The organism is Pseudomonas sp. BF-R-26 (genome assembly GCF_019947395.1).
Classification (GTDB): domain Bacteria; phylum Pseudomonadota; class Gammaproteobacteria; order Pseudomonadales; family Pseudomonadaceae; genus Aquipseudomonas; species Aquipseudomonas farris.
Genome location: NZ_JAGYGK010000013.1, coordinates 1 through 14,465 on the forward strand (window position 1 = coordinate 1; position 14,465 = coordinate 14,465).

The window sequence follows — 14,465 nt, forward strand, 5'->3', positions numbered from 1 at the left end:
AACCAGAGCGGAGAGGTGAATGGCAGCATGGGCTCCCACACGTGCTTTAAGCACTCCGGGCATTCAGCTTGCCACTCACCGCTCTCACCCTCAGTCTAATTCCTGCCCAAGACACAAGCGGGCTTGCTCGCGAATGCGATCTAACCGGCGCGGCAAAACTCAGCGCTTGGCGATGATGTACACCGCATGCACGATCCCCGGAATGTAACCGCACAACGTCAGCAGAATATTCAGCCAGAATGCTCCAGCGAAACCGACTTGCAGAAACACACCCAGTGGCGGCAACAGAATGGCGATGATGATTCGAATAAAGTCCATGGGGTAGCTCCTGATTGAAGTTGGTTCTTGTGAAACCATACAGCTAATCGACCTGCGGCGTTCTTCGGGGTTCAGTTGTAAATTCCGATCACTGCCCCTTCCAAAAGAAGACAAAAAACGCCCCACGCCAAAAGAATCAGGCGTGGGGCGATGCGTTATACCGCGAGACGGTTCTGGAATTCGTGTAGGACGAGTCTGATCAGACCGCAATACCTTTGCGGCATTGCAGTTGCGCGGTGCGTACGCGGGAGAAGGCTCGGGCCAGGCGCAGGAGCATTTCGTCGACATTGGCCTTGCTGACGGTGAGGGCCGGGGTAAAGCGCAGGCAATCGGGTTGCGGGGCGTTGAGCAGCAAGCCTTCGTACAACGCAGCTTTGACTACGGCCTCAGCCGAATCGTCGGACAGATCAAGACCCCAGAGCAGTCCTTGCCCGCGCAATTCACCGTGACCGTAGCGATGAGCCAGACGACTCAACCCTTCACGCAGATGCTGACCCATTTCCCGCACATGATCGAGATGGCCCTTGTCCTGCACGTTGTCGAGGACGACAAGACCGGCCGCACTCATCAGTGCATTGCCGTGATGCGTGCCGGTCAGTTCGCCGACTTCGAAACAACAGGCCTTGCCTCGCGCCAGCAATGCCGCCAAGGGCACGCCACCGCCAAGCCCTTTGCCGAGCACGACGATATCTGCCCGCACGCCGTAGGACTGTTCGGCGAGCAAGGTGCCGCAGCGACCGATGCCGGTTTGCACTTCGTCGAGTATCAGCAAGATGCCAAGCTCACGACACAGGCGCTCGACCCCTTTGAGGTAGTGCTCGGTGGCGGGAATCACACCGGCCTCGCTCTGGATCGGCTCGAGCATGATTGCGACAGTCTGGGCGTCTACAGCTGCATGCAGTGCTGGCAGGTCATTGAACGGGACATGACTGAAGCCCGGCAGTTGTGGCTCGAATCGGTTGATCAGATTCGAACTGTCCGACGCTGAAATCGTCCCGAGACTACGGCCATGACAACCTTTACTGGCAACGATGATCCGCGAAGCACCGCCACGATGTCGCTGACCCCATTTGCGCGCCAACTTGATCGCTGCTTCACAGGCTTCGCTGCCACTGTTGAGCAGGTACGCTTGGTCACTGCCGGTGCTGGTACAGAGCCGTTCGGTAAGATTGAGCATGCCTCGGTTATGCAAACTGAAACCTGGGTTGATCAGCGACTGAGCCTGCTCCGAAATCGCCTTGACCAGAACTGAGGGGCTATGTCCGAGGCTATTGGCGCCGCCACCCTGGGAGAAATCCAGATAAGCGCGGTCATCGCTGTCCCACAGCCATGAGCCTTGGCCCCGCACGAAAATCTGTTTCGGCCGTTCGACACTGGGCATCAGGCACTCGCTGGATAAGTTGTCGCTTCTGGACGGCTGGGAGGTATCCATCGCCAGGTCATCAAGGCTTGGTGGTTTGCGTCGCAGGTTGAACAGATTCATTGGATAAAACCTCGTTTGAGGTTTTCTGTCTTGCCTATGTAAACACCATCGTCGTAAACGGTATTCATCGTGCGCTCTGGCCCTGTAAGCCTTGTGAATGCGGTTAGACTAGGCTTAGGCAAGGCACTGAGCCATTTCGATTTCCCAGCATTTTCGATAAGTATTACTTATGGATTTCAAGCAACTGCGTTATTTCGTCGCGGTCTACGAAGAAGGCCACGTCGGTCGGGCCGCCGAGCGACTTTCAATCTCCCAGCCAGCGTTGTCCCAGCAGATTCGCCAACTCGAAAAAAACCTCGATGTGAGCCTGTTCGAGCGCAGCAGCAAACGTCTGTTGCCCACTCTGGCCGCCCATACGTTGTACAACCATGCCCTGCCCTTGCTCGATGGCCTGCAGCGCGCACGCGAAGCCTTGGGCAATTTCAAGGGCAAGGCGCTACGAACCTTGGCCATCGGCGTGCTACAGACCGTCCATTCCAGCCTGGTGCCGCAAATGCTCGAACGCGTGCGCAAGGCACAGCCACATTTGGTGGTGCAGATCTATGAACTGACTGGCCTGGAAATCGAGCGGCGGTTACTCAACGGTTCGCTGGACATCGGCATCAGTTACCTGCCGCCCCGTCAGCCGGGTTTGCACGGCGTGCAGTTGTACGAAGATGAACTGACCCTTGTCATCCCGGCGGACCACCCGCTGCGGGAATTCAAGAAAGTGTCCATGAGCCAGGCCGCCGAGCTGCCGATGTTGCTACTGGGTGAGGAGTTTCAGGTGCGGCAGATCTGGCAGGCACAACTGGCCAATCTGGGACGTCGCCCGCAGGTGCAGGCTGAGCTGAACAACATGGCGGGGATTCTCGACAGCCTGCCGCACACGCGACTGGCGACGGTTCTGCCGGGGCGCTCGCAAAAGACCCATGGCGATCAGGCCTTACTGTGGAAGCCACTAAGCGAGCCGCGGGTGCCGCTGAAAGTCGGATTGGTGTGTCGGGATGTGCAGCGGCAACAGGCTTCGCTGACGTTGTTGCGGACATTGCTGGAAGAAGTGATGAATGGCCCGGATGACCACTTGAATGGCCCTGCGACACTGGACGGTTTGAGCTGAGTACTTTTTTGCAGGCAAAAGAAAACCCCGCCGAAGCGGGGCTTTGCAGACTGTTTCCCTGACATCCATTTCACTCCGCCGTCCTGGCAGAATCCTACGTGTCCGTGTTGTTGCTTTGCGCTTCCTGCGCGACGTCCATGTGAAGTAGATTAGCTCTGGATCCAATCTTCGCCTATGGGAAAACAGCAGCACGTTATGTAAGAGAAAGCTTACATAACGTTAAAGGGTCAGAATTGTCCTGCGTCCAGCAGGAACAACGATTCGCTACCGGCCTTTACCGACGCGCTCAACGAGTGAATACGCGGCAGCAGACGTGCGAAATAGAACCGCGCCGTACCGAGTTTGCTCGCGTAGAAATCGTCCTGGGCTTCTTTACCGAAGGCTGCCTTGGCCATCAGTGCCCACATGTAGGCGTAGGCCATGTAACCGAATGCTTGCAGATACTCGACCGACGCCGCGCCGATCTCGTTCGGGTTGTTTTTCGCCCGATCCAGCAACCACTCAGTCAGTTCGTCGAGGGTATCCACCGCATCATTCAACGGCTTGGTGAACTCCGCCAGGTTTGTATCGGCGGTCGCGGTGAAATGGCGAATCTCGTCAGCGAACAATTTGTAGAACGCGCCGCCGCTACCAACGATCTTGCGTCCTACAAGGTCCAGTGCCTGAATCCCGTTGGTGCCTTCGTAGATCTGAGTGATCCGTACATCACGAACCAGTTGCTCCTGGCCCCACTCACGAATGTAGCCGTGACCGCCAAAAACCTGCTGACCGTGAACCGTGGTTTCCAGACCCAGGTCGGTCAGGAAGGCCTTGGCCACCGGCGTCAGCAGTGCAACCAGATCTTCTGCGCGCTTGCGGGTGGTGGCGTCTTCGCTGAACTTGGCGGTGTCCAGCTGCATCGCCACGTAAGTGGAGAAGGCACGGCCGCCCTCGTTCGAGGCTTTCATGGTCAGCAGCATGCGACGCACGTCCGGGTGGACGATGATCGGGTCAGCCACTTTGTCCTTGTTCTGCGCGCCGGTTGGCGAGCGGCTTTGCAGACGGTCGCGAGCGTACTCGATAGCGTTCTGGTACGAGCGCTCGCCAGTGGCCAGGCCCTGGATACCGACGCCCAGACGCTCGTAGTTCATCATGGTGAACATCGCTGCCAGGCCTTTGTTTGGCTCACCGACCAGGTAACCCACGGCTTCGTCGAAGTTCATCACGCAGGTCGCGGATGCCTGGATGCCCATCTTGTGTTCGATCGAACCACAATTCGCCGGGTTGCGCGCGCCCAGGCTGCCATCGGCATTGACCATGAACTTCGGCACCAGGAACAGCGAAATGCCTTTCGGCCCCGCTGGCGCGTCGGGCAGTTTGGCCAATACCAGGTGGATGATGTTCTCGGTCAGGTCGTGTTCACCGCCGGTGATGAAGATTTTGGTGCCGCTGACTTTGTAGGAACCATCGGCCTGAGGCTCGGCCTTGGTGCGGATGATCCCCAGGTCAGTACCGGCATGCGGCTCGGTCAGGCACATGGAACCGGCCCAGACACCGGCGTACATGTTGGGCAGGTACGCGGCTTTCAGCTCTTCGCTGGCGTGGGCGTTGATCGACAGGCAAGCGCCGGCAGTCAGCATCGGGTACAGACCGAACGACAGGCTCGCGGAGTTGACCATTTCTTCGACCTGCGCCGAAACCGCCTTGGGCATGCCCATGCCGCCGTAGGTCGGATCGCCCCCGACACCAACCCAACCGCCTTCGGCGTAAGTCTGATAAGCCTGTGGGAAACCGGCCGGGGTGGTGACGGCACCGTCGGCCCAGTGGCAACCTTCTTCGTCAGCTGCACGGCTCAGGGGTGCGATGCTTTTGCTGGTGACCTTGCCGGCTTCTTCGAGAATGGCTTCAACCGTTTCCGCATCGACGGTCTCGGCCAGCGCAGGCAGTTCGGCCCACAGTTTGGCGACCTCAAAAACTTCATTGAGGACGAAGCGCATATCGCGCAGGGGCGCTTTGTAGTCAGCCATGGCAAACCTCGCAAGATCTAAACAGGTGGTTCGTAGAATAGTGATTTCGTTGTGTCCGAGTGTACCTCAACAACTTTTACGACACATAGGGTCAACTCATGACTGTTTTGTTATTTTTAGTCACTTAGAGTCAGGCGGATGTCTCAGGTCCGCCAAAACGCATTCGCGGGCAAACCTCGCTCCTACAGTTTTATGTCGTTCGCGCACACGACGAAGATCTGTAGGAGCGAGGCTTGCCCGCGAAGCTTTTTAAGCTTAACCGTCAGAGCGCAAACAACTCCGCCGGCAGCTTCATCAGACAATCGCTACCCGCTTCGATGGCCGCCCGATGAGCGGCCGTACGTGGCAGCAAACGCTTGAAGTAAAACTCGCTGGTCGCCAGCTTGCCCCGGCAGTAATCGGCATCGCCGCCGCCCGCCTCCAACTGCGCCTGAGCCACCAACGCCATGCGTAGCCACAGGTAGCCGAGAATGATGTAGCCGCTATACATCAGGTAATCCACCGAGGCGGCGCCGACTTCATCCGGATTTTTCATCGCCGCCATGCCGACCTTGGTGGTCAACTCGCCCCACTGCTGATTCAGGCTATTGAGCTGCGCCACATAGCTGGCGAGTTGCGGATGTTCAGCGTTTGCCGTACAGAACTTGTGGACGATTTTGGTGAAGCCGCGCAGCAATTTTCCCTGACTGCCAAGGACTTTGCGCCCAAGTAAGTCGAGCGCCTGAATGCCGTTGGTTCCTTCATAGATTGGCGCGATCCGGCAGTCACGAACCAACTGCTCCATGCCCCACTCACGAATGAAACCGTGGCCGCCAAACACCTGCATGCCGAGGTTGGTCACCTCCAGCCCGGTGTCGGTCATGAAGGCTTTGCAGATTGGCGTCAGGAACGCCAACAGGTCTTCAGCATCCTGACGCGCCGTTTCATCCGGGCTCAGATGAGCAACGTCCAGCAACTGCGCGGTGAAATAGGTCAGCGCCCGGTTGCCTTCGTTGAAGGCCTTCATGGTAAGCAACATTCTGCGCACATCGGGATGAACGATGATCGGGTCGGCGACTTTTTCCGGCGCTTTCGGGCCGGTCAGCGAACGCATTTGCAGGCGGTCGTTGGCGTATTTGATCGCGCCCTGGAAACTTGCCTCACCCAGACACAGACCTTGCATACCAGTGCCGAGCCGCGCGTGGTTCATCATGGTGAACATGCAATTCAGGCCCTTGTTCGGCTCACCGATCAAGAACCCCTTCGCGTCGTCGAAATTCAGCACACAGGTAGCCGAAGCCTTGATGCCCATTTTGTGCTCGATCGAACCGCAGGAAACGCCATTGCGCTCGCCCGCCTCGCTCTCGGTATTGGGTAGGAATTTGGGAACGATAAACAGCGAAATACCCTTGGTACCGGCAGGAGCGTCCGGCAGTTTGGCCAGCACCAGGTGAATGATGTTGTCACTCATGTCGTGCTCGCCGGCGGAGATAAAGATCTTGCTGCCGGAGATCGCGTAACTGCCATCGGCCTGAGGCACGGCGCGGGTCTTGATGATGCCCAGATCGGTGCCGCAATGGGCTTCGGTCAGGCACATCGTGCCGGTCCATTGGCCGGCAGTGAGCTTGCTCAGGTAGGTTTGTTTTTGCTCTTCGGTGCCATGGGCGTGAATCGCTGACATCGCACCGTGAGTCAGGCCGGGATACATGCCCCAGGAGGTGTTGCTGGAACCGACCATTTCACTGATGACCAAACCCAAGGAACTTGGCAAACCCTGGCCACCGTAAACTGGATCCGCCGCCAGACCATGCCAGCCGCCTTCAACGTATTGCGCGAAAGCCTGCTTGAAGCCTGTAGGCGTTGTGACCACACCGTTGTCGAAATGGCAGCCTTCTTCGTCACCGCTGCGGTTCAGCGGTGCGAGAACGTTCTCACAGAATTTCGCGCCTTCTTCAAGGATCGCATTGATCATATCCGGACTGGCATCTGTAGCACCCAGCGCGGCGTAGTTGCTGTGAAAATCGAAGACGTGGTCGATCAGAAAGCGCATGTCGCGCAGGGGAGCTTTGTACTCGGGCATGGTCATTTCTCCGGCAGCAGATTGCTCAAACCTACTGCCGCGCACCACGCCTCACAATCACAGTCCAGACGCTGAATGCGCCATCATCACTCAACCCGCAGCGGTATCCATGCGCACCGCGCCACGACGGTTCTGACCGAAAGCCATCACACAGTTTCGCCCCGCGCCTTTGGCGCTGTAGAGCGCCTGGTCTGCGGATTTGAGCACTTCTTCCGGTGTGCGCTGCTCCAACCGCTCGGCGACGCCGATGCTGACCGTGACCGATACACTTGAGGCGCCTGAACCCGCGCGGCGCTGGCGTCCCTGCTGGTCATCCTGGGGACGGTTGTCCTGATTGCGCAGCTGGATGTTGTAGGTGGCGATGGATTCGCGGATGACTTCCAAGTGCGGCATGCACTCTTCGAGGGTCTTGCCTGCGAACACCAGAGCGAATTCTTCACCGCCGTAGCGATATGCCCTACCGCCCCCACTGATTTTCGACAGCTTGCTGGCGACCAGACGCAACACCTGATCGCCGACATCGTGGCCGTGGGTGTCGTTGAATTTCTTGAAGTGATCGACGTCGCCCATGGCCAGCACGTAATTGCGCCCCAGCCGTTGCATGCGTTCGTTCAGGGCGCGGCGACCCGGCAGGCCGGTGAGCTCATCGCGGAAGGCCATCTGATAGGCCTCATGGGCAACCGCCGCGGCTATCATCAACATCACCTGGCTGCACATGATGTTCAGGGTGAATGGCAGGATGAAGGTTTTCGGTAACATCCAGAACAATCCCAGCAGCCCCACCAATTGCGCAGCATGCAAGGGTCTTGGGTTGCGCCAGTATTGCCAGGCCAGCAACAGGAACGAGGCGATGAATACCGGGTAGGACAACTGGATCAGGCTCATCCAGGCACCATGCAGGACTGGCCAACGGATCTCCGAGAGCCACATCAACAGCGCGTGTGGATAACTTTGCTCCAGCCCCAGCGCCACGCTGCCGAACGCCAGCAACACGGCGAAGCGCGCCACCATGTCCTGGAACAGGTGAGTACGCTCTTGCCAGGCGGCGAACAAGCCAAAGAGCAATGGCAGCAACAGACAGCACAGATGGAAAACCACGGCGGCGTCTTCACGGACTTTGCCGTTGTCGCGGTAGTAATCGGTCTGGGTGTCGAGCAGGAAGTAGGCGATGTACACCGTGACCATCAGAAACAGTTCACGCTGACGTCGGTAAACCGCGCAGTACGCCCCGCCGAGCAACAGCACCAGAGTAGGCAGCACGTTGAACAGCGAAGTGAAGAAGACGTTGAGATCCTTGACGTAGGCAGCCGCAAGCCCCGCAAGCAACAACAGCAGCGATGGCAAAAAATGACTGAAACGTACAGCGGAAGAACGCGGCAAGGGTAAAGCTCCGACCCGGCAAACAAAGATGGCATTGTGCCTGCATTTGGAGCAGCTAAGCACGTGCGATGTGACCTGTGTCACATCGCCACCCTCTTTAACGGCAGCAATGGCGTTCTTCTTAGCGTTTTAGTCAGGAATATTTACAGACGTGATCGTTTGCGTCCGGCATAAAAAAAGCCGCCGCTCCCGAGGAAGCAGCGGCTTTGTGAAGGACTGCGCAGGGCTTAGTAACCCAGTGCGAAGTCTTCTTCTTTCATGTCCATCAGGTTGTTGGCGCCCGACAGCATGGTTACAACGTGAGTGCGGGTACGCGGCAGGATACGCTGGAAGTAGAAGCGCGCAGTCTGCAGCTTGGCGGTGTAGAACGCCTCTTCGGTGGTGCCGGCAGCCAGTTTCTCGGCAGCCAGACGCGCCATGTCAGCCCAAAAGTAGGCGAGGCAGGCGTAACCGGAGTACATCAAGTAGTCCACCGACGCGGCGCCGACTTCTTCGCGGTCCTTCATGGCGGCCATACCGACCTTCATGGTCAGCTCGCCCCACTCTTTGTTCAGCGCAGCCAATGGCTCGACGAACTCTTTGACGGCGTCGTTGCCTTCGTTGGTCTGGCAGAACTTGTGGACGATCTTGGTGAAGCCTTTGAGCGCTTCGCCTTGAGTCATCAGCACTTTACGGCCCAGCAGGTCGAGTGCCTGGATACCGGTGGTGCCTTCGTACAGCATCGAAATGCGGCTGTCGCGAACGTTCTGCTCCATGCCCCACTCGGCGATGAAGCCGTGGCCGCCGTAGATCTGCACGCCGTGGTTAGCAGATTCGAAACCGACTTCAGTCATGAAGGCTTTAGCGATCGGAGTCATGAAGGCCAGCAGTGCGTCGGCTTTCTTCTTCTCTTCTTCATCTACGCCGTACTTGACGATGTCGACCTGCTTGGCGGTGAAGTAAACCATCGCACGATTGCCTTCGGCGAAAGCCTTCATGGTCAACAGCATGCGACGTACGTCAGGGTGAACGATGATCGGGTCAGCGGCTTTGTCCGGCGCTTTCGGGCCAGTCAGGGAACGCATTTGCAGACGATCGCGAGCGTATTTCAGGCCGCCCTGGAAGCCGATCTCGGCGTGTGCCAGACCTTGCAGCGCAGTCCCCAGACGTGCGGTGTTCATAAAGGTGAACATGCAGTTCAGGCCTTTGTTCGCCGGGCCGATCAGGTAACCGGTGGCCGCGTCGAAGTTCATCACGCAGGTGGCGTTACCGTGGATGCCCATCTTGTGTTCCAGGGAACCGCAGGTCACAGCGTTGCGTGCGCCGATCGAACCGTCTGCGTTTGGCAGGAATTTCGGAACGATGAACAGGGAGATGCCTTTGGTACCGGCCGGTGCATCCGGCAGACGTGCCAGAACGATGTGGACGATGTTGTCGGCCATGTCGTGTTCGCCAGCCGAGATGAAGATCTTGGTGCCGGAAACTTTGTAGGAACCGTCGGCCTGAGGCTCGGCCTTGGTGCGCAGCATGCCCAGGTCGGTGCCGCAGTGCGGTTCGGTCAGGCACATGGTGCCGGTCCATTCGCCGGAAACCAGTTTGGTCAGGTAAGCCTCTTGCTGCTCAGGCGTACCGTGTTCGGAAATGGTGTTCATCGCGCCATGGGACAGGCCTGGGTACATGCCCCACGACCAGTTGGCTTCGCCAACCATTTCGCTGACAGCCAGCCCCAGAGACTCTGGCAGGCCTTGGCCGCCGTGCTCTACGTCATGAGCCAGGCTTGGCCAGCCGCCTTCAACGAATTGCTTGTAGGCTTCTTTGAAACCGGTCGGGGTTTTAACGCCGGACTCGCTCCAGGTGCAGCCTTCGGTGTCACCCACGCGGTTCAGCGGAGCCAGCACTTGCTCACAAAACTTGGCGCCTTCTTCGAGAATGGCGTCAACCATGTCCGGAGTTGCGTCTGCACAAGCCGGAAGGCTCTGATAGTGCGCTTCGTAGCCGAGCAGTTCGTCACGAACGAAGCGAATATCACGCAAGGGGGCCTTGTAGTCAGGCATAGCGATAAACCTCTGCTGATGTAACCGGGAATGAACGACCGCGTTGATTTGTTGTGGCGGTCAAACAGTTGTTTGAAACATACGTTTACGCCCAATTCTTGTCAAGCGCCGATCTTTTGCCGTTCGTCATCGCACCATGAAAAGCTCGGCCACACAGTTGCGCAACGCCGTTGACTGAGCAACACGCCATGTAGGAGAGATTAGTTGAGGCAGAAGGACTTACGCAGAAAAACGCCGCGAACAGGCGCGGCGTTGGAGTAGCGGATACAGCGAGGGATCAGGCGTAGGTATCGATCAGCGTACCGAGCATTTCATCGGATGCCTTGGCGACTTTGACGCCCAACTCCACCTGGAACTTACCTTGGGACATCTCGACCATGTTGCTGGCCAGATCCGATTGCTGGCTGCGGTCTACCGAACGCAGACGATCAACCTGAATCTCGGAGGATTGACTGGTGACCGAACGCTCGATGGTGTTGTTGGCGATCTGACCCGAAGCCTGATCGACACGGTTCTGCCCTGTCTGAATAGTGCTCAGACCAGCATAAAAAGCGGTGTTTCCTGAGATTTCCATGGGTGAACTCGTCCGACAAAGGATCAACAGCGGCCATTGAACCAGACAAGCCGACAAAAGGCCCGACAAAAACACTAATGGCACAGTGCCTTGTCATAGGTAAAACCCACGTTAAAATTTCAGTCCAGCAGATCCAGCTGCAGGTGCTCGGCCACCGCTTCGACTGTCACCGATTTGAGTTTCGGCACCCGCCCCAGACACGGCGCGGGAATGCGCTCGGCCAGCGTCGCGAGGTTCTCTTCCAGACGCGAAGTCTTCGGATCAATGATGTTGGCCACCCACCCTGCCAACTGCAAACCATCCCGTGCGATCGCCTCGGCTGTCAGCAGTGCATGATTGATGCAACCCAGCCGTACGCCGACCACCAGGATCACCGGCAGACCCAGCGCCATGGCCAGGTCCGACAGATTGTCCTGATCCGCCAACGGCACTCGCCAGCCGCCAGCGCCTTCGATCAAGGTGAAGTCCGCCTGCATATCGAGAATCTGCCGCATCGGTGTCAACAGGGATTGCACGGTCAACGCCACGCCAGCCTCCCGGGCCGCCAGATGCGGTGCAATCGCCGGTTCGAACGCGACAGGATTGACCTGATCGTAGGTCAACGGTATCGAGCACTCGGCCAACAGGGCCAACGCGTCGGCGTTGCGCAAACCCTTGGGCGTCAGGTCGCAACCCGAGGCCACCGGCTTGCCTGCCGCAGTGCTCAAACCCGCTAATCGCGCGGCATGCAGCAAACCTGCGGCGACGGTGGTCTTGCCGACATCGGTGTCAGTACCGGTGATGAAATAGGCTGCACTCATAAGGGTTTCTCCAACACGGCGTAAACCACTTGATAAGTCGCCGGCAGTCCCTGTGCCTGACGATACTGCTCGTAAGCCTCGATCAGGCCGAGGATCCGCGCCCTGCCGGTCAAACCGCCTGGCCGACCGGGGTTCAGGTTATGCGCCCCTAGTGCCTTGAGCTCATGGGTCAGGCTGCGGACATCGGGGTAATGCAACACATGCGGCTGCGTTTCGAGGCTGACGACCTTCAAGCCGCTGCCCGCGCAAAGCTGTTGGTAAACACCGAACTCGCGAAAGCGGTTGACGTGCACCATGCCATCCACCTGACGCCAGCTGTCGCGCAATTCGTACAGAGTGCCTACACACAGACTAGCAAACGCGAAAATTCCGCCCGGTTTCAGTACCCGATACGCTTCATTGAGCACCGAAGCGAAATCCGCGCACCATTGCACCGCCAGGCTGGAGAAGACCAGGTCGCAGGTAGAGTCCTGCAACGGCAAGCGCTCGGCATCGCCCGCGATGAAATGAGTCGCGCCGCCCAAGGGACGGGCGTGATTGAGCATGCCTTCTGCGATGTCCAACGCCACGCCAGCGCTCGCAGAAAATTTCTCCGCCAAGGCTCGGCTGAAGTACCCGGTGCCGCAGCCCATATCCAGCCAACGAGCAGGGACAAAATCCTCCGGCAACCGACACAACAACTCGCTGCCCACGTCGCGCTGCAATTCGGCCACGCTGTCGTAGCTCGCCGCCGCACGGGAAAAGGACGCCGCCACCTGGCGTTTGTCGGGCAAGCCGCCAGGCAGGTTGGGAAGGGATAAATCAGTCATCACCGAACTCATGCAAAAAGGCCTGAATCGCCCCCGCCACACCGTGAGGGTCTTCCAGAAGAAACGCGTGACTGGCCTGTTCAATCAGACCGATTTCGACATCCGGCAGGAGTGCCAGCAAGTCGCCCGCCGCTTCGGCCGGGACCAGCCCGTCGAGGCCGCCAAACAAATGCAATTGCGGCCCGCGAAACGCCTGCAACGCTTGCCGGGTATCCAATTGGGCAAGCAACTCCAGGCCGCTCATCAGCACCGGCGAAGACGTATGCGGTGCGCCAGCGAGCAACAGTCGCGATATCCCGCGTGGGTCTTCGGCACCTTGGGCGCACAGCAGCGAAAAACGTTTCAACGTCATGCGCGAGTCAGCCTTGCAGCCGGCCAGAAACGCATCGAAGGTCTCACCGGGCATCGCGCTCGGCCACTGCTCATGGGCGACAAAAGAAGGGTTGCTCGCCAGCGTCACCAGGCCGCAGCAGCGGTCACCGCGTCGCGCCGCTAATTCGGACGCCAGCATGCCACCCAATGACCAGCCACCGAGCCAGGCATCCTGTGGCAACGTCGAGTCCAACTCATCAAGCCATTCTTCAAGGTCGCTCGATTCCAGTTCCGGCAACGGCTCGATCTCGACGCGCAGGTGCTCATCCAAACCCTGCAAGGCCGCTGCCAAGGGTTCCAGCGGCGAAATCCCGAGACCCCAACCCGGCAGCAGAATCAGACGATCACGCATGGCTTGGCTCCGGTCCCAGTTGTTGAAAACAATCGGCCAGTCCATTTAACAATAGCTGTACCTGCGCCTCGCTGTGAGCGGCGGTCAGGGTTACGCGCAAACGTGCGCTGCCTGCAGGCACGGTCGGTGGACGAATCGCAGTCACCATCAGCCCACGTTCGCGCAGCATCTGCGACAGTCGAACCGCGCGGCCGGCATCGCCGATCATGATCGGCTGGATCGGCGTGAAACTGTCCATCAACTCCAGGCCAATCTGTTCGGCGCCTTGGCGGAACTGGCGAATCAGCGTCTGCAGATGCTCACGTCGCCAGTGTTCGCTGCGTAACAGCTCCAGACTTTTCAGCGTCGCGCAGGCCAGTGCTGGCGGTTGGCTGGTGGTGTAGATGTAAGGACGAGCGAACTGGATCAGGCTTTCAATCAGCTCTTCACTGCCGGCCACAAACGCACCGGCCGTACCGAAAGCCTTGCCGAGGGTACCGACCAACACCGGCACGTCTTCCTGACTCAGACCGAAATGCTCGACGATCCCGCCGCCGTTGGCACCCAGCGGACCAAAACCGTGAGCGTCATCGACCATCAGCCACGCGCCTTTGGCCTTGGCTTCCCGCGCCAGCGCCGGCAGGTCGGCGATGTCGCCGTCCATGCTGAACACGCCATCGGTGACCACCAGCGTATTGCCGGTGGCCTTCTCAAGGCGCTTGGCCAAACTGGCCGCGTCGTTATGCAGATAGCGATTGAAACGCGCGCCGGACAACAGCCCCGCATCCAGCAACGATGCGTGATTGAGACGGTCTTCCAGCACCGTATCGCCCTGCCCGACCAGTGCGGTGACTGCGCCGAGGTTGGCCATGTAACCGGTGGTGAACAGCAACGCTCGCGGGCGACCGGTGAACTCGGCGAGGGCTTCTTCCAGTGCGTGATGCGGGCCGCTGTGGCCGATCACAAGATGCGAAGCGCCACCACCCACGCCCCAACGCGACGCGCCGGCACGCCAGGCTTCGATCACTTGCGGGTGATTGGCCAGGCCCAGGTAGTCGTTGTTACAGAACGCCAGCAACGGCTGACCATCGACCACCACTTCCGGGCCTTGCGGGCTTTCGAGCAATGGGCGCTGGCGATAAAGGTTTTCGGCACGACGGGCAGCAAGGCGCGCGCTGAGATCGAAAGACATGCAGGCCTC

12 protein-coding genes are annotated in these 14,465 nt (G+C 58.8%); 1 reads left to right on the plus strand and 11 read right to left on the minus strand.

What is annotated here, in order from left to right; genetic code table 11:
- Positions 1-159: 159 nt before the first annotated feature.
- Positions 160-318, minus strand: coding sequence for a YqaE/Pmp3 family membrane protein (locus KGB18_RS19840; RefSeq protein ID WP_007904205.1), 159 nt, complete (start codon positions 316-318; stop codon positions 160-162).
- 199 nt (positions 319-517) lie between these two features.
- Positions 518-1,801, minus strand: coding sequence for an aspartate aminotransferase family protein (locus tag KGB18_RS19845; protein WP_123719587.1), 1,284 nt, complete (start codon positions 1,799-1,801; stop codon positions 518-520).
- Positions 1,802-1,970: 169 nt separating this feature from the next.
- Here KGB18_RS19845 and KGB18_RS19850 point away from each other — a divergent pair, with 169 nt between their 5' ends.
- Positions 1,971-2,900 (plus strand): LysR family transcriptional regulator, encoded by a 930-nt coding sequence (locus tag KGB18_RS19850; protein WP_123719588.1) that lies wholly within the window; start codon positions 1,971-1,973, stop codon positions 2,898-2,900.
- Between the two features lie 227 nt (positions 2,901-3,127).
- Here the strand turns inward: KGB18_RS19850 and KGB18_RS19855 are convergent, their stop codons facing one another.
- The 9 genes from KGB18_RS19855 to bioF form a co-directional block, all read right to left on the minus strand.
- On the minus strand, positions 3,128-4,906 hold the full coding sequence (locus KGB18_RS19855; protein WP_123719589.1) for an acyl-CoA dehydrogenase C-terminal domain-containing protein: 1,779 nt from the start codon (positions 4,904-4,906) through the stop codon (positions 3,128-3,130).
- A 262-nt stretch (positions 4,907-5,168) separates the two neighbouring features.
- Entirely contained in the window at positions 5,169-6,965 is a 1,797-nt protein-coding gene (locus KGB18_RS19860; protein WP_123719590.1) for an acyl-CoA dehydrogenase C-terminal domain-containing protein, read from the minus strand.
- Between the two features lie 90 nt (positions 6,966-7,055).
- Positions 7,056-8,345 carry a GGDEF domain-containing protein gene (locus KGB18_RS19865; protein WP_123719591.1) on the minus strand — a complete coding sequence of 430 codons (1,290 nt, stop codon included), beginning with the start codon at positions 8,343-8,345 and terminating at the stop codon, positions 7,056-7,058.
- Positions 8,346-8,572: 227 nt separating this feature from the next.
- Positions 8,573-10,378 carry a phenylacyl-CoA dehydrogenase gene (locus tag KGB18_RS19870; protein ID WP_007904189.1) on the minus strand — a complete coding sequence of 602 codons (1,806 nt, stop codon included), beginning with the start codon at positions 10,376-10,378 and terminating at the stop codon, positions 8,573-8,575.
- 277 nt (positions 10,379-10,655) lie between these two features.
- Entirely contained in the window at positions 10,656-10,952 is a 297-nt protein-coding gene (locus KGB18_RS19875; protein WP_007904188.1) for a hypothetical protein, read from the minus strand.
- A 119-nt stretch (positions 10,953-11,071) separates the two neighbouring features.
- Complete coding sequence (gene bioD, locus KGB18_RS19880) at positions 11,072-11,752, minus strand: dethiobiotin synthase (RefSeq protein WP_123719592.1); 681 nt, start codon at positions 11,750-11,752, stop codon at positions 11,072-11,074.
- On the minus strand, positions 11,749-12,561 hold the full coding sequence (gene bioC / locus KGB18_RS19885; RefSeq protein ID WP_123719593.1) for a malonyl-ACP O-methyltransferase BioC: 813 nt from the start codon (positions 12,559-12,561) through the stop codon (positions 11,749-11,751). The genes bioD and bioC overlap by 4 nt, the downstream gene beginning before the upstream one ends.
- A complete protein-coding gene (locus tag KGB18_RS19890; protein WP_038981188.1) occupies positions 12,554-13,285 on the minus strand; it encodes an alpha/beta fold hydrolase in 732 nt (243 codons plus the stop codon). Before KGB18_RS19890 ends, bioC begins: the two co-directional genes overlap by 8 nt.
- Positions 13,278-14,456, minus strand: coding sequence for an 8-amino-7-oxononanoate synthase (gene bioF, locus KGB18_RS19895; RefSeq protein ID WP_038981185.1), 1,179 nt, complete (start codon positions 14,454-14,456; stop codon positions 13,278-13,280). The genes KGB18_RS19890 and bioF overlap by 8 nt, the downstream gene beginning before the upstream one ends.
- Between the last annotated feature and the right edge of the window lie 9 nt (positions 14,457-14,465).

Bases quoted from the DNA above. Each gene is read 5' to 3' on its own strand.
- KGB18_RS19890 (WP_038981188.1), bottom strand. From the start codon at position 13,285: ATGCGTGATCGTCTGATTCTGCTGCCGGGTTGGGGTCTCGGGATTTCG.
- KGB18_RS19840 (WP_007904205.1), bottom strand. From the start codon at position 318: ATGGACTTTATTCGAATCATCATCGCCATTCTGTTGCCGCCACTGGGT.
- bioD (WP_123719592.1), bottom strand. From the start codon at position 11,752: ATGAGTGCAGCCTATTTCATCACCGGTACTGACACCGATGTCGGCAAG.
- bioC (WP_123719593.1), bottom strand. From the start codon at position 12,561: ATGACTGATTTATCCCTTCCCAACCTGCCTGGCGGCTTGCCCGACAAA.
- KGB18_RS19870 (WP_007904189.1), bottom strand. From the start codon at position 10,378: ATGCCTGACTACAAGGCCCCCTTGCGTGATATTCGCTTCGTTCGTGAC.
- KGB18_RS19850 (WP_123719588.1), top strand. From the start codon at position 1,971: ATGGATTTCAAGCAACTGCGTTATTTCGTCGCGGTCTACGAAGAAGGC.
- KGB18_RS19845 (WP_123719587.1), bottom strand. From the start codon at position 1,801: ATGAATCTGTTCAACCTGCGACGCAAACCACCAAGCCTTGATGACCTG.
- KGB18_RS19860 (WP_123719590.1), bottom strand. From the start codon at position 6,965: ATGCCCGAGTACAAAGCTCCCCTGCGCGACATGCGCTTTCTGATCGAC.
- bioF (WP_038981185.1), bottom strand. From the start codon at position 14,456: ATGTCTTTCGATCTCAGCGCGCGCCTTGCTGCCCGTCGTGCCGAAAAC.
- KGB18_RS19875 (WP_007904188.1), bottom strand. From the start codon at position 10,952: ATGGAAATCTCAGGAAACACCGCTTTTTATGCTGGTCTGAGCACTATT.
- KGB18_RS19855 (WP_123719589.1), bottom strand. From the start codon at position 4,906: ATGGCTGACTACAAAGCGCCCCTGCGCGATATGCGCTTCGTCCTCAAT.